This is a genomic window from Chryseobacterium sp. NG-CE01, assembly GCF_055695505.1.
The window spans coordinates 2,884,811-2,902,743 of record NZ_CM146369.1; the positions used below are offsets into that span (position 1 = coordinate 2,884,811).

The 17,933-nt window shown below is 37.0% G+C and carries 14 protein-coding genes; 10 read left to right on the forward strand and 4 right to left on the reverse strand.

From position 1 onward, the window contains the following. Nucleotides 1–101 precede the first annotated feature (101 nt). The 6 genes from ACYT6F_RS13400 (at nt 102) to ACYT6F_RS13425 (ending at nt 5,393) form a co-directional block, all read left to right on the forward strand. Nucleotides 102–1,181 carry a glycosyltransferase gene (locus ACYT6F_RS13400; protein ID WP_472598165.1) on the forward strand — a complete coding sequence of 360 codons (1,080 nt, stop codon included), beginning with the start codon at nt 102–104 and terminating at the stop codon, nt 1,179–1,181. Nucleotides 1,182–1,253: 72 nt separating this feature from the next. After that, on the forward strand, nt 1,254–1,604 hold the full coding sequence (locus ACYT6F_RS13405) for a hypothetical protein (protein ID WP_472598166.1): 351 nt from the start codon (nt 1,254–1,256) through the stop codon (nt 1,602–1,604). A gap of 256 nt (nt 1,605–1,860) precedes the next feature. After that, nucleotides 1,861–1,983 (forward strand): hypothetical protein, encoded by a 123-nt coding sequence (locus tag ACYT6F_RS13410; protein WP_472598167.1) that lies wholly within the window; start codon nt 1,861–1,863, stop codon nt 1,981–1,983. 120 nt (nt 1,984–2,103) lie between these two features. Then, on the forward strand, nt 2,104–3,507 hold the full coding sequence (gene lpdA / locus ACYT6F_RS13415) for a dihydrolipoyl dehydrogenase (protein ID WP_472598168.1): 1,404 nt from the start codon (nt 2,104–2,106) through the stop codon (nt 3,505–3,507). A 97-nt stretch (nt 3,508–3,604) separates the two neighbouring features. Then, complete coding sequence (locus ACYT6F_RS13420) at nt 3,605–4,447, forward strand: DUF4476 domain-containing protein (RefSeq protein ID WP_472598169.1); 843 nt, start codon at nt 3,605–3,607, stop codon at nt 4,445–4,447. A gap of 121 nt (nt 4,448–4,568) precedes the next feature. Continuing rightward, complete coding sequence (locus tag ACYT6F_RS13425) at nt 4,569–5,393, forward strand: CvfB family protein (protein WP_472598170.1); 825 nt, start codon at nt 4,569–4,571, stop codon at nt 5,391–5,393. A gap of 32 nt (nt 5,394–5,425) precedes the next feature. Here ACYT6F_RS13425 and ACYT6F_RS13430 read toward each other — a convergent pair whose 3' ends face one another. Continuing rightward, on the reverse strand, nt 5,426–9,337 hold the full coding sequence (locus ACYT6F_RS13430) for a DUF7948 domain-containing protein (protein WP_472598171.1): 3,912 nt from the start codon (nt 9,335–9,337) through the stop codon (nt 5,426–5,428). Nucleotides 9,338–9,519: 182 nt separating this feature from the next. Here ACYT6F_RS13430 and ACYT6F_RS13435 point away from each other — a divergent pair, with 182 nt between their 5' ends. The 4 genes from ACYT6F_RS13435 (at nt 9,520) to ACYT6F_RS13450 (ending at nt 15,839) form a co-directional block, all read left to right on the forward strand. Then, nucleotides 9,520–10,113 carry a TetR/AcrR family transcriptional regulator gene (locus ACYT6F_RS13435; RefSeq protein ID WP_169230773.1) on the forward strand — a complete coding sequence of 198 codons (594 nt, stop codon included), beginning with the start codon at nt 9,520–9,522 and terminating at the stop codon, nt 10,111–10,113. Nucleotides 10,114–10,207: 94 nt separating this feature from the next. Beyond that, nucleotides 10,208–11,575: a TolC family protein gene (locus ACYT6F_RS13440; RefSeq protein ID WP_472598172.1), complete on the forward strand. Its 1,368-nt coding sequence runs from the start codon at nt 10,208–10,210 to the stop codon at nt 11,573–11,575. A 9-nt stretch (nt 11,576–11,584) separates the two neighbouring features. Further along, complete coding sequence (locus tag ACYT6F_RS13445) at nt 11,585–12,646, forward strand: efflux RND transporter periplasmic adaptor subunit (RefSeq protein ID WP_472598173.1); 1,062 nt, start codon at nt 11,585–11,587, stop codon at nt 12,644–12,646. 7 nt (nt 12,647–12,653) lie between these two features. Next, nucleotides 12,654–15,839 carry an efflux RND transporter permease subunit gene (locus ACYT6F_RS13450; RefSeq protein ID WP_472598174.1) on the forward strand — a complete coding sequence of 1,062 codons (3,186 nt, stop codon included), beginning with the start codon at nt 12,654–12,656 and terminating at the stop codon, nt 15,837–15,839. 303 nt (nt 15,840–16,142) lie between these two features. Here ACYT6F_RS13450 and ACYT6F_RS13455 read toward each other — a convergent pair whose 3' ends face one another. From ACYT6F_RS13455 to ACYT6F_RS13465, 3 genes are all read right to left on the reverse strand, one after another. Continuing rightward, a complete protein-coding gene (locus ACYT6F_RS13455; RefSeq protein WP_169230769.1) occupies nt 16,143–16,589 on the reverse strand; it encodes a KTSC domain-containing protein in 447 nt (148 codons plus the stop codon). Nucleotides 16,590–16,768: 179 nt separating this feature from the next. Further along, a complete protein-coding gene (locus ACYT6F_RS13460; protein WP_472598175.1) occupies nt 16,769–17,335 on the reverse strand; it encodes a hypothetical protein in 567 nt (188 codons plus the stop codon). After that, on the reverse strand, nt 17,332–17,910 hold the full coding sequence (locus tag ACYT6F_RS13465) for a hypothetical protein (RefSeq protein WP_472598176.1): 579 nt from the start codon (nt 17,908–17,910) through the stop codon (nt 17,332–17,334). The genes ACYT6F_RS13460 and ACYT6F_RS13465 overlap by 4 nt, the downstream gene beginning before the upstream one ends. Nucleotides 17,911–17,933 lie beyond the last annotated feature (23 nt).

Genomic DNA, 17,933 nt, shown 5'->3' on the forward strand with positions numbered 1-17,933 from the left:
AAGAGTTTCTTTTTTTTAAGTAAATTCTTCAGGAGTGACAAACTTAGAGAAATAGAAAATGGAATTTAAAGGTTAATAAAACTTTTAGTAATTTTACATTGATGAAAAAGATTTCTGTCATATTTATTCTGCCGGATTTGGAAACCGGGGGTGCAGAAAGAATTGTTACCACCATTGCGAATCATCTTTCCAGAGATCGTTTCGAGCCAAAGATTTTGCTTTTACGCAAGCAAGGAGGATACCTTAAGTTTCTACGTAAAGATGTGGAAATTATTGACATTAATACCGAAAGGATCAGGCATTCCCTCAAACCCATTCTCAGGGAAATTTACCGCAGAAAGCCGGATATTGTATTTTCCGGGTTTGGAGAAGTAAACGCTTATTTGTCTTTATTCATCAAAGTTTTTCCCAAAATAAAATTCATTGCAAGGGAAACCAATGTTGTTTCTCAGCATGTTACAAGGAAAGAAATTAAATTTTTCTACAATTTCTATAATAATTACGATACAATCGTTGCACAGAGTGATGATATGAAGAATGATCTGATGCTTAATTTTAAGATTAAACCTTCAAAAATAGTTAAAATAAACAATCCTGTAGATTTTGATTTTATTGATGAAAAAATTAAAACCTCTCATAAACCTGAATGTTTTAAATACGGCTATAAAAACGTAGTAGCTATCGGAAATTTATCGCCAAGAAAAGGTTTTGATAATCTGCTGAAAGTTTTTTCCAGGCTTAAAAATGAAAATATTCTGCTCCATATTTTAGGAGACGGAAAAGACCGCGAAATGCTGCATCAGATGAGGGATTTCCTGGGTCTTGAACACGTCATTTTCCACGGCAGACAGGAAAATCCGTATGAATTCCTGAAATATGCGGACCTTTTTATTCTTTCTTCACGATATGAAGGATTTCCCAATGTTTTACTTGAAGCAGGAGCCTGCGGTACATACTCTTTAGCCAACAATTGTCCGGGCGGAATTAATGAAATCATACAGGAAGAAATCAACGGTGAGATTTCCAACATCGAAAATCACGAAGATTTTTCCCAGAAAATTTTAAAAATTCTTCACAAGAGTCATGATGAAGAAATGATTAAAAGTTCCATCAAATCCAGATTTTCTAAAAATATTATTCTGGATGCCTATGAAAAAATGCTGTTGAGCATTTTGAAGTAATTTCTCTGTTGTTCTTGTGCAGCTTATTTTATACTTTTGACAACTTAATTTTATCCAACTATTAAAATTTTCATGAATAAAATCCAGAGAATAGGCTGCGCCTGCGAAAAGCCCACCTCAAATTATACGGAGTACAGAAGTTCCGATTTAGGGATAGATCATACCAACGGAAGATATGCGGAAGTAAGCATTCAGCAGTGTAAACTATGCCAGAGAATATGGATTAATTATTTGGCTGAATATGAACACTATTCCAAATCAGGAAGATGGTACAGAGGAATTGTTTCTAAGAAAGACCGCCCACAAATTACTCCCGAAAATGCGGTAGAATATCTGGAAAGTCTGGACTGGTATGTGTATGGAGGCTCTTATTTTGATTCCACAGGAGAATTTGGACAGGGCAAATTGAGCGTCGATTTATAATATCCTTAGATATCTTATGAATTTATATGAATAAGTTTGAAGAGCTGAAACGTTACAGGTTTATTAAAAAATTACGATCAAACGCTATTGCTATTATAACAAATCAAATTGAGTTTCATTCCGGATATTTTAAAATGCATTATCTTATTGGAAGAATAAATGATATCCAACCGTTAGATATTGATTTAAATATTTTGAGAAGTTCTATAACGAAATTCAATTTTATCCTGTCGGTGAAGAAAGAAAACTTTACAATATGGAATATCTTAAGAAACTTAATTTAAAATTAGAATTAGTAGATGCAAAATATAAAAATTTGCTTGATGAAAAATGTAAAGAAATCATTGAGAAATTTAAAGATATTAAAGATTTTTGCTGAAAAGGTTTTTAACTCCGCTTTCTTCCAGAAAATTTGACAAATCTCACTTTCCCACCTGATAATTAATCGTTAAATTTGTAAGCATAAGAAAGTTAATAATAAACAAATTCATAAAATAACATGAGTCAATTCGATGTTACCGTAATCGGTTCCGGTCCTGGTGGTTATGTTGCTGCAATCCGTGCTGCACAATTAGGTTTCACAACAGCAATTATTGAAAAATACCCTACTTTGGGAGGAACTTGTCTTAACGTGGGTTGTATTCCTTCAAAAGCGCTTTTAGACAGCTCTGAGCATTTTGAGAATGCAAAACATAATTTTGCAGGTCACGGAATCATTATCAACGAACCTCAGGCTGATATCGCAAGAATGATCGAGCGTAAAAATGAGGTTATCAAACAAAATACCGACGGAATAAGCTATCTGATGAACAAAAACAAAATCACTGTTTTTGAAGGAGTCGGAAGCTTCGAATCTGCAACCCGGATCAAAGTTACGAAGAATGACGGTTCAACGGAAACTATTGATTCTAAATATACCATCATCGCAACAGGTTCCAAGCCATCTTCTTTGCCTTTCATCACGATTGATAAAGAAAGAGTAATTACTTCGACGGAAGCATTAAACCTTAAAGAAATTCCTAAACATCTGGTAGTAATTGGTGGTGGGGTTATCGGTTTAGAATTAGGTTCGGTTTATTTAAGATTGGGCGCCCAGGTTACCGTTGTTGAATTTATGGATAAAATCATCCCTGGAATGGACGGTGCTTTAAGCAAGGAGTTAACAAAAGTTCTTAAAAAGCAGGGCATGAAATTCATGCTTTCTACAGCAGTTTCAGCGGTAGAAAGAAATGGAGATACTGTGAAAATCACTGCGAAGGATAAAAAAGGAGAAGAAGTAACGGTTGAAGGAGATTACTGTCTGGTTTCTGTAGGAAGAAGACCTTACACAGACGGACTCGGACTGGAAAAAGCGGGTGTTGAGCTTGACGAAAGAGGAAGAGTGAAAGTGAACGATCACCTTCAGACCAATGTTGCCAATATTTACGCAATCGGAGATGTTATCAAAGGGGCAATGTTGGCTCACAAAGCAGAAGAGGAAGGAGTTTTTGTTGCTGAAACGTTAGCAGGACAAAAGCCTCACATCAATTATAACTTAATTCCCGGAGTTGTTTACACCTGGCCGGAAGTTGCAGGAGTCGGTAAAACGGAAGAACAACTGAAAGAAGAAGGTGTTGCTTATAAAGTTGGATCATTCCCGATGAGAGCATTGGGAAGAAGCCGCGCAAGTGGTGACGTTGATGGTCTTGTGAAAATCATCGCAGACGAAAAAACGGATGAAGTGTTAGGAATGCATATCGTAGGAGCAAGAGCGGCAGACCTTATTGCGGAAGGTGTTATTGCAATGGAATTCCGTGCAAGTGCCGAAGATATTGCAAGAAGCTCACACGCACACCCTACGTACGCAGAAGCTATTAAAGAAGCGGCCTTGGATGCTACGGCAAAAAGACCGATTCACATGTAATATTGAATAAAAGAATTCAATTATTTAAAAATATTTGTAAATTAGGGAGGGGCATTAGCCTCTCTTTTTTGTTAAAGTGATTTTAGATACAAGTGTTATGAAAAGTATATGTATAAGTGTTTTGCTTCTCTTCGCAGCCAGCTCATTTGCACAGGAAGCAGGAAAAGCAGGAGAGCTTCTGAAAAATGAGGCATCCAAAACTGAAATCGGGTCTATGAATAATAAAAAATCCGATGTAAAAACTAAAAATAATTCAGGTTTCAGAAATCAGGGAAATAATGGTTTCAGAACAAACAATCCACAATATCGGTGGAACCAGGAGTATGGTTATTCTGAGGTATTTCTCAGAATTCCGGAGCAGGGCTTTTTCAGTGTGGAAATAGGCGATCAGTTTATCTCTAATAATTCAGGAAAATTCCGGTTTTTTGATCTGCCGGCAGGAAGAATCCCCATTTCAATCTACGAAAGCGGATATTTGTTGTACAGAACTACCCTTAACGTAAGAAACAACAGCAGACTGGTTCTTGATTTTTTTACCAATGAAGGTTTATTTTTGCTGGATTCTTACCCTGTTCAGTCTTACGGCTTCAACAGCTGGAATGACGTCTGGAATAATCCTTACGGTAACAGCGGAAATATAAACTATCCTAATGTGATGGACAATCAGACATTTCAGCAGTTTATGGATACAATGAAGGATAGAGCCTGGTTTGATGATAAAAAACTGGCATTTATCAGTCAGCAGGGCCGTCATGCAATGTTTACCTCCGAACAGATTAGCATTCTGGTGAAAGACCTTAGCTTTGATAAAAATAAACTGGCTTTGGCTAAATCATTATTTTCGAAGTGCGTAGATAAGCAAAGATATTTTATTGTTGGAGAAGCATTGGATTTTGAAAGCAGCAGAAAGGAACTGATGGATTATATTTCTACATTATAAACATCTGATTTAAATATCAGTTCAACTAAAAGAGGGAAGTTTTTCCTCTTTTTTTGTTCATTTTTCATTTTTGCAAGTTCGGCTTATATTTCCGTACCTTTACCCACTAATTTTATTATCAATGCAACTCGGAAAAACTCAGACTTTAAAAATTTCAGATAAAAATAATTCAGGATGGATCTTAACGGATGAATCGGGTGAAAAAGCTTTCTTACCGAAAATTTTCATTCAGGAAGATAAAGAAATAGATGATGAAATGGAGGTTTTCGTGTATCAGGATGACAGCAAACTGAAGGCAACTACAGAAATTCCTTTGGCAGAAGTAGGGGAGTTTGCGGTAATGAGCTGTGTGCAGAGTCTTCCGAGCGGTGCTTTTATGGATTGGGGAATTATCAAAGATCTTTTTATTCCGTACAAACAGCAGAAAACAAAAATCGTTGAAGGCAAAAGATATCTTGTGCACATTTATGTTGATGAAGACCTTGAATTGATAACTGGGACTACAAAGTTTAAGAGAAATCCGCAATATCAGGATTTGCCGTTCAAAAAAGGAGATAAAGTAGATCTTATCATGATGAACGAAAGTGAGCTGGGCTGGAATGTGGTTATCAATAAAAAATATATAGGTCTCATTTACAGTTCGGATGTATTTAAAAAGCTTTATCCTTTATCCGAAGAAACCGGTTACATCAAAACCATCCGTGAAGACGGTAAGATAGATGTTTCACTTCAGCCGGAAGGTTTTGAAAATATTGATGAATTTAGAAAAAAAATTCTGGACAAGCTGGAAGAAAACTACGGTCTGCTATATCTTTCCGACAAGTCTTCTCCTGAAGAGATCAAAGATGAACTGCAGATGAGCAAGAAGAATTTCAAAAAAGCCGTCGGCGGACTTTATAAAGATAAAGTTATTGATATCCTTGACGATAAAATCAAATTATTATAAAACAAAAAAGAGCAGAATTTTCTGCTCTTTTTTTATTCTCTGTTTTTAATAATCAGCCAGCCGGTATAAATCCTGCCGTCGGAAACTTTAATGGTGTACCAGTAATTTCCTGTAGGAATCGGGCTCCCGTTAAGCTTGCCGTCCCATTCCATCGGCTTTTTGGAGATCACTTCTTTGAAAACAGGTATTCCTCTTCTGTCATACACATTTACTTCAGTACCTGGATAATTTTCCAGTCCGGCGATTTTCCATTTATCATTGTATCCATCTCCATTCGGAGTAAAAGCATTAGGAATATTGAAAATCGAAAAAGGTTTCTGTCCGATAAAGCAGCCTTCTTTGGTTCTTACATAAACAGTATACTCGCCGATATTTAAGTTGGTAAAAATATTTGAAGTCTGCCATGTAAAATTATCCAGGGAATATTCGAAATTACCGGCTGCAGAAAGCGTAACCGTTGCGGATCCATTATTAACCGTTACAGCCGTAATTTCCGGCAATATGATATAACTTGCCTGAACCTGGTCGGTACTTTGGCATCCAAAATTATTGCTTACCGTTACAGAATAATTCCCTGCTGCTGAAACTGTAATAGTCTGGGTGGTTGCTCCCGTACTCCATAAATAAGTTGCAAATCCGCTCCCTGCATCCAGTGTTACGGTTTTGCCTTTACAGAATTCAATTTTTTCAGGAAGATTAAGCGTAGGTTTAGGATTTAGTGTAAGGCTTAACCTTATTACGGTAAAACATCCGTCTGCTGTAGTGACTTTTACATGAATAACTGTTGAACCGACATTCAGTGTATAGTTGGACGGATTGGTAATGGGGTTCCCAAGGTCATCGGTATAGGTAAAAGTATATACTGCAGGATTAGCTACAATATTGGACTGATATGAAGTAAGATTTACAACCATTGAATTAGCCGTTGAACTGTTGCACGCTGTTGCAGAATAATCATTGGCAGGAACATTATTTGCAGAAAGAGTTACCGAAACTCCTAATTTTTCCGATTCGCAATTGTTTAAAGTCTGTGTTACAAAATACGTTACCCCATGAATCAATGGAGTCGTAAGGGGTAAAACATTACCTGCGGCATCGTAAAATATTAACGAAGTACCGGAAACAATTAAATTAGATAATTTTGGATTTGAAGAAGCACAGAAATCCTGAGCTGGATTTCCTGTTGGTTTTGGTGTTTCGTTAATGGTTACCTGAACAGCAGTTCTATCACTTTCACAACCGTTAATGGTTTGTGAAGCGTAATATGTTTGCCCACTTACAAGTGATGAAGTTGGTGCTAAAATATTCCCAACTGCATCATGCCATTTGATATTTTGTCCTGTAATCTGGATATTTGAAATCGTAGGATGATTGCTTCCACAGAAAGTTTGCTGGGGATTTGCAGTAGTTGGCAAAGCTGGTGCAGTTACGATTACATTTTGATTTTGTGATGAAATATTTCCGTTTCCATCATTATAATTCCAGTGAATTACATATGTTCCGGGAAGGGAGTAAGAAAGTGGATCTGTTGTAGTTGCAGTAATGATTCCGGCGCAAGTGTCTGTGGCTGTAGGAATTGCTGAAATTACCGTATGGCAGTTTCCTGTGATGATTGGAAGCGTTGAAACATTTGGGACCGGCGGTGTTGTGTCACCTACAACTACGTTTACGGTGAAAATTCCATCACAAGCTCCCGAACCTGTAACCTGACACGTATACGTTCCTGAATTAATTGCTGTTGCACTTGGTATTGTAGGATTTTGTAGTGTGGATGTAAATCCGTTTGGTCCGGTCCAGTTATAAGCTGTTCCGCCAGTCGCATTAAGCTGAATGTCTGAATTAATGCATACCGGGGAATTGGAGGTTACTGTACCAGAGGATGTGCAATCCTGAAACTTTGCAATAAACATATCATTACCTCCGCCAGCAGATTGTTGAAATGTTCCCGGAGTTGCAATTCCAGAAATGTTTCCACTGGACATTCCGGTTAAATAAATCGCACCTTCATTATCTTTTATAACCTCTCCTTGTTGGGTTGCTGCGTTTCCGGTATAATAGGTTCCCCATTCTTTAATATCATTTTGATTGTATTTAATCATAAATGTAGAGAAAAGCGAGGCCTGAAACCCCATATAGGCGCCCGGTGTTGAAATATCAGCTTGCCCATTTGAGTGTAATCCTGTAAAGAAAACATTACCGAAGGCATCCGGATAGGCAAGGAGTTGATAACCACCGTCAAAATTAAAATAGTTTTTTGAAATTGAATTGTTTGTTAGATTGATCCTCCATATACCAGGTTGTCCTGTAGGAAAACTAGTTGTAGAATATTTTCCGGGAAGAATCAGAATATTATTTACGATTCTGCCCTTCATAATAAATTCATCTCCGACATTACCATAGTAACTTGACCTGAGAATTGTGTTACCGGATTTTGAAAGCCTGATATAAATACCATCAGAACCGCCGGCCTTCAGCGGTTGAAAAGCGTTGACCATTGGAATATTTGATGACTGTGTTGCCCCCATTAATTCAAGATTGTCTGCAGATGACATAATCTGAAAAAAGGAAGTTGATCCGTCACTGTTTCCAAAATAGGTTGCCCAGTTTGTTGTTGCTGTAGAGGCATTTATAGATGCCAAAATACCATCTGTGTAGCCTGATGGGGTCGATTTTGTTGGCTGCATGGCATTTACAGTTGGAAAATCGGTACTAAAGGAATCACCGGCGATGTATACGTGATTTTGATTATAAGACACAGAATACAGCTTATCATTACTGCTTGAAGTAAATTCTTTCTGAAAAACCAGATCTCCGTTAGTGTTAAACTTAACCAGTACAATATTATTATTATATGGTCCTCTTTGGACGGCCCCTCCCGCATAAATATTAAAATTTTCATCAAAATCAACATCCATAAAATAGTCTGTCATTCCAAAGCCATAATAGGTACCCCAAAGTTTTTGCCCATTTTTAGTAATTTTTATTAAAAAGGCATCAATCCCACCTGCAAAGTTTTGTTGGTATGCTCCTGAAGTTGCAAAATTATTATAACTTGTTGTAGATCCTATTAGATAGCCGGTATTTTGAATGTCAGTTCTAATTCTTCCGTAATCATCTCCAAAACCTCCCGCATAGCTTCCCCAGATTCTCGTAGGTACAGGATCAATTACAATGGTCTTATTCGAAGTATTAATAGGAGCATTAAATCCAAAAGTCTGATCACCAAGATCTTTAAAAGTAACATTAATATTTTCTTTTTTATTTCCGGTAATCCAGCTGTTTGGAATGTCTTCATACATTTCCCCGAAACGGACTTTCATTAATAGTTTATTATCCTTAATTGATGTTGAAGCACCATTAAATTTCATTTTAATATCAGAAATTTTCCCTCCCGGATTTATGATGAAATTATATTCAACAGGCTTTAAAGTATCATTTGGCTTAAAAAAAGCTAAATCAATATTCGGATAAATATTTTTATATATAATTTTTTTAAAGTGATGAACCTTTGTTACGCCTTTTGGTCGATTGGGAATGTTGAAATAATTATTGTAATCTGGAGATTTTCCTTCTGCAATAATAGATGCATTTTTATTTGAATTTAAAAGTTCAATATCAATTCTGTGGTATAAATTTTCATACAAAAATTCATCTTCATAATAAGTTTTGCCTTCTAGCGATTTATCTTTTTTGAACTTTGAAGAATTAGGATTTACAGTTTTCTTTACTTCATAAACATCATATGAAAACCCATTTTTCTTCAGCTGAACATTCAGACCATTAGAAAGAAATAAATACTTTACATCTGGATTTGCATTTCCATCCTGGTCAATAATCTGACCTTTATTCTCATAAAAATAGTAATCGTTATTTTGAGGGAATTTGCTCTGAGAAAACACAGATCCCCAGCACCATAAAATCAACAGAAATAATATTCTTTGCATTGGTTATTAATTTTCCGGCAAATATAACAAAACAGCCACTTTTTAAAGATTAAATATGAGTAATACAAAATCTTTATGTTAAAACCTGATGCATATCATAATATTTTCTATTAATTATTTTGTTTAACAATTTTGTCAAAACATTTGATTGATTTATATTTGCACAAATTTGTTTAACAAAAATGTCAAATCAAACAAAAAAAGACCAAACACAGGAATTAATCAAGGAAACCGCGAAGAATCTATTCTTTGTGAAGGGGAAGTTTGATGCCACCACGCAGGAGATTGCTGATGAGGCCGGGGTCAACAGAACGCTGATCAACTATTATTTCCGATCAAGAGATAATTTGATCCAGATCATTTTTGATGAAGCGCAGAAAGTAGAACACGAAAAGTCTGAAATCATTATGAATTCTGATCTGCCTTTTAAGGAAAAGATCGGACAGTTTATTGAGGGAAGTCTGTCTACAAGCCTTCAGTATCCGTATCTGGAAACCTATATTGTTTCACAGATCAACAAAGGAAACTGCCAGAAGAAAGACATCGAAGAAGATGAGCTGAAAAAACTGTACAAAGAAGTAGAAGCAGAAATGGAGCTGGGAAATATAGAAAAGATGGCACCGATTCAGTTTGTGCTCAATATGATTTCTCTGCTGGTTTTCCCAAGTGCTGTAAGACCGTTACTGATGGAAAACCTGATGATTGACGAAGTGGAATTCGATAAAATAATTTCAGAAAGAAAAGACATCATCTTAAATATGTTATTTAAAAATTAAATAATGTTAAAGTATTTTAAAAAATGATTCGTCTTTTAGAAATAAACTAAAGCAACAGCAATTACATTAAAAAAAATAAACGAAGTATAAAATTATGAAAAGAAAACGAATAACTGCACAAAAGCTAAAAATAGGAATAGCGGCTGCATTTATGATTTTCGGCTTTTCATCACTATCTGCACAGCAGCAGGTTTCCCTTCAGGAGGCCATCAAACAGGCCCTTCAGAATAAAGCGGAGGCCAAAAAAGCTGCCCTGCAGGTAAAAAAAGCTGAGTACAAAATTGATGAGGCCAGAGCCGGAGCCCTTCCGCAGATCAGTGCCAATATCAGCAATACTTTTAACCCGATCCTTCAGACCTCTGTGCTTCCCGGCGAAATCATCGGGATGCCGGGCCAGCTGGTTCCGGTAACTTTCGGAACAAAATGGCAATCCGTAAATTCAGTGTCATTGTATCAGAATATCTTTGACCAGAGAGTATTTACAGGATTAAAAGCTGCCAAGTCTACCAGAGAATTTTATCTGCTCAATTCGGAGCTCACCAATGAACAGATTATCGAAAACGTAGCAACAGCCTATTATCAGGTATTTGTTCAGGAAGAAAACCTTAAAACTGTAGAAGCAAGTTATGCCAATACGGAAAGAGTGAGAAATGTAATCAAAAGTCTTGTAGATAACGGGCTGGCAAAATCTATCGATCTTGACCGTACCAACGTTCAGCTTACCAATATAGGTTCAAATAAGCAGCAGCTTATCAATGCCGTGGAAGTTTCAAAAAATGCACTGAAATTCTATATGGGTATTCCCATCAGTACACCTATCGAACTGGAACAAAAAACAATTGAACCGAATACAACTCTTTTAAATACTGCTGCCAATCTGGAGGAACGTTCAGAAATTAAAGTTTTGAACAAGCAAAAAGAGCTGTTGCAGTACAATAAAAAAGCAACCGAAGCTTTACTGTATCCTACCGTTGGTCTTCAGGCGAATTACGGATGGCAGGGACTGGGCAATAAATTTCCGTATTTTACGGGAAGCGCTCAGGGAACCAACTGGAGTGATTATGCATCGATAGGTCTGGCAATTAAAATTCCGATTTTCTCCGGAGGATCTACAAGAGCACAAATTCAGCAGGCTGAAATTGACATTCAGGATCTGGATCAGGATATCAACAATACCAAAGAAAGTCTTGACCTCGATTATAAAAATGCCATCAGCAATATGGAAAATGCGATCATTAATATTGAAAGCACAAAAGATAATGTAGGCCTTGCAGAAAGAGTTCAGAAAAATACACAATCCAACTATCAGTACGGTCTTGCAACACTTACCGAAGTTCTGGATGCTGAAAATGCACTTACACAGGCTAAACAGAATTATGCAAATGCTTTATTAGATTACAAACAGGCTGAAATTAAATTAATCAAGGCAAAAGGACAATTAAACACATTACAAAACCCATAATAAACTACAATGAAAAAAACTCTAATATATATTATCGTGGCAGCTGTACTGGTCGGTTTAGCGGCGTACAAGATTGCAGGGAATAAAGAAAAACAGACCCAGGAAGTGAAAGAGGTTGCCAAGCAGGTTGACAAAATCAACGTGAATGTGGTAACCGTTTCCAGAGAAAATATAGATACAGATTATACCGCCAACGGAACATTTATTCCAAAACAGGAATCTAACCAGTCTTCTGAAATCTCCGGAAGAATTGTAAGTGTTTTGGTAAAAGAAGGATCCAGGGTAAGTGCCGGACAGGTTCTGGCGACTATTAAAAAAGATGCCATCGAAGTAGATGTTACCCAAGCTCAGAACAACTTGCAGAATGCTATCATTGATAATCAGCGTTACGAAAATGCTTTCAAAACAGGAGGGGTTACAAAACAGCAGCTTGATAACTCGAGATTGCAGCTCAAAAATGCTCAGGCAGCGGTAAGAGCGCAAGGTGTTAGAGTAAACGATACCAGCGTACGTGCAGGAATCAGCGGTACCATCAATAAGAAAATGGTGGAGCCGGGAATGGTAGTCGCTCCGGGTACTTCCTTATTTGAAATTGTAAACATCAATTCATTGAAACTTTCGGTTTTAGTGGATGAAAGCCAGATCGGTAAGATACAGCTGGGCCAGGAAGTGCCAATCAGTGTTAATGTATTGCCTGGAGAATCTTTTGCGGGCAGAATTACATTTATCGCTCCAAAAAGTGATGCTTCTTTAAATTTCCCTGTTGAAATTGAAGTTCAGAACAAAGGAAATCTGAAAGCAGGGATGTACGCAACAGCTACATTTAAAACAAACCATGGTGCTGAAACCCAAAATATGCTGACGGTTCCTGCAGAAGCCTTTGTAAACGGTGTTAGTTCAGGACAGTTATTTGTTGTTCAGAATGGAGCCGTAAAATTGATCAAAGTAACAGTAGGAAAAGTATACGGAGATAAAGTTCAGGTTCTTAGCGGGCTGAATGGTGGTGAGCAGGTGGTAACCAGCGGACAGATCAACCTGGATAACGGATCTAAAGTAAATATCATAAAGTAGAAGATCTATGAAGTTAGCAGAAATATCGATTAAAAGACCATCGTTGGTGATCGTATTATTTACGATTCTTACGCTGGGAGGTATCCTGAGTTATACACTCATGGGATACGAATTGATTCCGAAGTTCGAAACCAATATGGTAACGATTTCTACGGTATATCCGGGAGCTTCACCTGCAGAGGTAGAAACGTCCGTTACCCGAAAGATCGAAGATGCCGTTGGTTCTTTGGAAAACGTGAAAAAAGTAGAATCTTCCTCTTACGAAAGCTTATCCGTAATCATGGTACAGCTGAATGACGGAGCCGATGTAGATTATGCCTTAAATGATGCTCAGAGAAAGGTGAACGCTATCCTTGCAGACCTTCCTGATGATGTGGATGCACCGTCTCTGAATAAATTCTCACTGGATGATTTACCGATCATTACGATGAGTGTTTCATCAGACAAGTTAAACAGCAAAGATCTTTATGATCTTTTAGATAAAAAAATAGAACCTATTTTCTCCCGTGTAAACGGTGTGGCTCAGGTAGACCTTGTGGGTGGACAGGAAAGAGAGATCCAGGTTAATCTAGATGAGAAAAAACTGCAGGGGTACGGACTTTCTATAGGAGATGTACAGCAGGCCATTCTTTCTTCAAACCTTGATTTCCCTACCGGCAGCATTAAAACGAGAACTACAAAATCTACGATCAGATTATCCGGTAAATACAGATCGATTGATGAAATGAACAATCTTGTGGTTTCCAGTAAAAACGGAGCACAGGTTCGTTTATCAGATATTGCAACGGTTTTCGACTCCCAGAAAGATGTTGAAAAAGTAGCAAGATTCAATCAGTTTCCAACTATTTTGATGCAGGTAAAAAAACAATCTGATGCAAATGCCGTTACAGTGTCGGAAAGCGTTCAGAAGACGATCGAAACCGTTCAGGAAACCTACAAAGCTCAGGGTATAAAAGTAAAAGTAGTTAATGATAGTACAGAATTTACCCTGGAATCTGCCAACCACGTTATTTTCGACTTATTCCTGGCGATTATTTTGGTGGCCATCGTAATGTTGTTATTCCTTCATAGTATCAGAAACGCATTCATTGTAATGGTTTCCATTCCGGCTTCGTTGATCGCAACCTTTATCGGAATGAATCTGATGGGCTATACGCTGAACTTAATGAGTTTACTGGGACTCTCGCTCGTGGTAGGTATCCTTGTGGATGATGCGATTGTAGTTTTGGAAAATATTTACCGTCACATGGAAATGGGTAAGAGCAAGATCCGTGCAGCATACGACGGAGCTTCCGAAATCGGATTTACCGTTGCGGCAATTACATTGGTAATTGTAGTGGTATTCCTTCCGATTGCAATGAGCTCAGGTTTGGTTGCTAACATCCTGGCACAGTTCTGCGTCACGGTAGTTATTGCAACATTACTGTCATTGCTGGCCTCATTTACCATTATTCCTTGGTTATCCTCAAGATTTGGTAAGCTGGAACATTTAACAGGTAAAAACTGGTTCGAAAAATTCATTCTTTGGTTCGAAGGATTAATCGACAGATTTACACACTGGATTACAGGAATTCTGGAATGGTGTCTGAAAACAACATTAAGAAGAATTTCTACAGTTGTTATTACATTCGTTGTTTTGATTGCTTCTTTCATGCTGGTAGCATTCGGATTTATCGGGGGTGAGTTCTTCCCGCCGATCGACAGAGGCCAGTTCCTTGTTCAGATGGAATTATCAAAAGATGCAACCGTTGAAAAAACAAACCAGTTGACACTGGACGTTGAAAAGTTTTTAAGAAACGACAAAGATGTAGTAGATCTTATTACAACAGTAGGACAGCAGTCGACCGGTTTTGGTGGAGCCCAGGCTACATCTTATCAGTCGGAGGTTCAGGTAAACCTAACGGATAAATCCGAACGTTCTGAAAGTACGAACATCAAAGCTGCTAAAATAAAAAGAGCGTTAGAAGAGAAATTTACGGGAGTTGAATTTAAAACTGCTCCAATCGGGATCCTGGGAGCTGAAAATGCACCGATCGAAATGGTAGTTACTGCTCCGGATAACGAAACAGCGGTAAAAGAAGCAACTAGAATATTAGCACTGCTGAAAAAAGTACCGGGAGCTGTAGATGCAGAATTATCTACCGATACCGGAAATCCTGAAGTTCAGGTGAACATCGACAGAGATAAAATGGCTTCTTTAGGTTTAAACCTTTCCGGTGTAGGACAGACGATGCAGACGGCATTTAACGGTAATACAGACGGAAAATACAGAGCAGGAGAGTACGAATACGATATCAATATCCGTTTTGGTGATGCCAACAGACAGTCTATTGATGATGTTAAAAACTTAATGTTTACCAATCCGCAGGGGCAGCAGATTCGTCTGAGCCAGTTTGCAGAAGTTAAAATGGGATCAGGACCAAGCTTGCTTGAGCGTAGAGACAAATCTCCTTCCGTAAAAGTAAGAGCAAAAGCAGTAGGTAGACCGGTAGGAGATGTTGCCAATGAATGGGCAAAACAATTTATGGATGGTAAAAACAAACCGGCCGGAGTAGATTATATCTGGAGCGGAGATATGGAAAACCAGCAGGAAGGTTTTGGTACCTTGGGAATCGCTTTATTGGCCGCCATTGTATTGGTATACCTTGTAATGGTTTCTTTATATGACAGTTTTGTGTATCCGTTTGTGGTATTGTTCTCTATTCCTTTGGCGATGATCGGGGTAATGGTGATTCTTGCCCTAACAGCCAATTCACTGAACATTTTCACCATGTTGGGGATGATCATGTTGATTGGTCTCGTTGCCAAGAACGCGATTTTGATTGTAGACTTTACAAACGCAAGAAAAGCAGCAGGTGCCAATACACATGACGCTTTAGTACAGGCCAACCATGCACGTCTTCGTCCGATCCTGATGACGACAATTGCGATGATTATCGGTATGTTACCAATTGCATTGGCAACAGGAGCCGGAGCAGAAATGAACAAAGGTTTGGCGTGGGTAGTTATTGGTGGTTTGACATCGTCGCTATTCCTGACTTTGATTATCGTACCGGTAGTGTATTCACTGTTTGATTCTATTCTTAGAAGAATGGGTAAAAACGAAAAAGTAGATTATGATGCTGAAATGAAAGCAGAATATGATCACAGAGAACTGAGTGAAGACGGCTATACGCCAAAACATTTAGATTAATATAACAACCTTAATTAACCGAAAAAAGCGCATCAGAAATGGTGCGCTTTTTTCGTCATTGCGATGAGCGAAACGAAGAAGCAATTTCTGAAATTGGTAATAAGGTAAAAAAATAATAAACATCAATGCTCAATGGCTGAGTATAAACTGAAAGTTTACGAACCTAGTTCAGCCTTTGCGAACAAAAAATATTTTCTATAATTCTAAAAAAACTTTGTAATTCTTTTCGTTAAGGTTACTATTTATTCCTAAAAAAAGCTTCCGAATAATCCGAAAGCTTTATATATTGGTAAATCGTAAGATTTAATCTGCCATTACTTCACCTGCCTTACGAAACACAAAGCTGCCGTAGATATGTCTTCTCGCAAAACGGCTTGGCGAATCTGCATTCACCATTTTAATATACGTATTTCTCGGAACTCCAAGATATTCGTAAATATTACCGTTCAGATGCTGAATCGTAAGAATTGATTTTTCAAGGTAAAAATCCTGAATATTGGAGGTAGTTGTCGTTTCCGTATATTCTTCTTTGTATTTCTCCTGAGTTTCCGGATTAATGCTCACCAGAAAATGATAGGCTTCAATTACCGATTTACTTTTCTCTTCCGCTTCCAGCTTACCGGCTTCATCATTGATGAATTTATCAGGATGCGTATCTTTCATCGTATTCCTGTAAATGGTTTTCAGCTCTTTCAGTGTCACATTTTTATCAACTTCAAGAAGCTTTCTGTATTCGCCTAATTTTTTCATATGGTTGGATCCTTTTTTCGGGATGCAAAATTAGGGTATTTAATTGGAATATAACTTATTCATTATTAATTTGTTTGAATTAACATTAATGTTTCAATAAATATTTCTTGTAACTTATCGTTTTGCTCACAGTCTGCGAAAATAATTTTATTTTTTTTAATTCAAATTCAATTCAATATTTAATTCAGATAATTTACATCAAACCAGCCGTTTTGAAATTTCATTTTTATCGTATCATTATTTCGATAATTGTAAATTGATTTTAACCCTTTTGAAATTCTGTAATTGTTAATCTTTTCCAGATCATTATTATCATAAATATGAATAGAATTTACACCATGTAGCCAAAAAATTTTCTGTTCAGTGTGATTAATTATTTCATAGCTTTTTATAATTTCCGATTTAGGTGTTTTAGAATTTACTAAAAGCAAAACATTATCTATAAAAGAATGTAAGCTGAAATAAAATCCGATTCCGAATATAATCAACATTAAAATCATTAAAGGAATGTATACAGCTTTTATATTTTTCCTTGTCAGGAAAATTACAATTCCTGAAAAAATTATAAAAATCGAAACAGTATACCTCCAAGAGTAGGCTTTAAAGTTTCTTATATCCTCACTTAAATACAAGTCCTCTATGAAAGGTTTCAGAAAAAAACTTTGAAGCACCGGAACCAGAATAAAGATTATTACTAAAAAATATTTATTTATATTGTTAGTATGGCGATCTGTTTTTGCCCTCATTCCGTCTTCTGAAAAATATGCGTCACTTTAGCATCCTTAATAAAATCCTGAAGCGGGGTATCTTTCACCGCATTTTTGTTGGTGAGTTCAATATAATACACCATCGTGTTGAGGAACTTAGGATCTTTACAAAGTATTTTAAGGCGTTTTATCTTTTCATTATCACTTAAAAAAACGAGCTCGGAAGCATTATAAAGTCTTATATTATTTACGTCAAAAGCAATCTTCCAGTTTTTTTGCAGCTTGGCAAATCTTTTCTGGGTTCTGTCGCTGTCTTCATTTTCAAACTTATCAACCTGAAAATCGGTTAAAAGTTGAGGGTAAATAAGTCCTTCCTGAAGAACGGCTTTGGTGATGTTATCGGATTTATCGTAAAAAGTAACTTTATCGTCAAACAAGATCTGGTTATCTTTTACGACAATATTTCCGTTAAACTTTTTATAGTTTTTCTTTTTGTAATCATTTTTAAAATGTTCGATAGCGGACTTATCTTTTGGTCCTGGCTTTTCTGTTTTCTGGGCAAAAACAGATGCTGATAAAAGTAAGGTGAGGCTGGCTGTGTATAATAATTTCATGATGTTCATATTAATTTTAAAGA

Excerpts from the sequence above, each read along its gene's own strand:
- ACYT6F_RS13425 (WP_472598170.1), top strand. The coding sequence starts at position 4,569 with ATGCAACTCGGAAAAACTCAGACTTTAAAAATTTCAGATAAAAATAAT.
- ACYT6F_RS13455 (WP_169230769.1), bottom strand. The coding sequence starts at position 16,589 with ATGAAAAAATTAGGCGAATACAGAAAGCTTCTTGAAGTTGATAAAAAT.
- ACYT6F_RS13435 (WP_169230773.1), top strand. The coding sequence starts at position 9,520 with ATGTCAAATCAAACAAAAAAAGACCAAACACAGGAATTAATCAAGGAA.
- ACYT6F_RS13400 (WP_472598165.1), top strand. The coding sequence starts at position 102 with ATGAAAAAGATTTCTGTCATATTTATTCTGCCGGATTTGGAAACCGGG.
- ACYT6F_RS13450 (WP_472598174.1), top strand. The coding sequence starts at position 12,654 with ATGAAGTTAGCAGAAATATCGATTAAAAGACCATCGTTGGTGATCGTA.
- ACYT6F_RS13430 (WP_472598171.1), bottom strand. The coding sequence starts at position 9,337 with ATGCAAAGAATATTATTTCTGTTGATTTTATGGTGCTGGGGATCTGTG.
- ACYT6F_RS13460 (WP_472598175.1), bottom strand. The coding sequence starts at position 17,335 with ATGAGGGCAAAAACAGATCGCCATACTAACAATATAAATAAATATTTT.
- ACYT6F_RS13410 (WP_472598167.1), top strand. The coding sequence starts at position 1,861 with ATGGAATATCTTAAGAAACTTAATTTAAAATTAGAATTAGTAGATGCA.
- ACYT6F_RS13465 (WP_472598176.1), bottom strand. The coding sequence starts at position 17,910 with ATGAAATTATTATACACAGCCAGCCTCACCTTACTTTTATCAGCATCT.
- ACYT6F_RS13440 (WP_472598172.1), top strand. The coding sequence starts at position 10,208 with ATGAAAAGAAAACGAATAACTGCACAAAAGCTAAAAATAGGAATAGCG.
- lpdA (WP_472598168.1), top strand. The coding sequence starts at position 2,104 with ATGAGTCAATTCGATGTTACCGTAATCGGTTCCGGTCCTGGTGGTTAT.
- ACYT6F_RS13445 (WP_472598173.1), top strand. The coding sequence starts at position 11,585 with ATGAAAAAAACTCTAATATATATTATCGTGGCAGCTGTACTGGTCGGT.
- ACYT6F_RS13405 (WP_472598166.1), top strand. The coding sequence starts at position 1,254 with ATGAATAAAATCCAGAGAATAGGCTGCGCCTGCGAAAAGCCCACCTCA.
- ACYT6F_RS13420 (WP_472598169.1), top strand. The coding sequence starts at position 3,605 with ATGAAAAGTATATGTATAAGTGTTTTGCTTCTCTTCGCAGCCAGCTCA.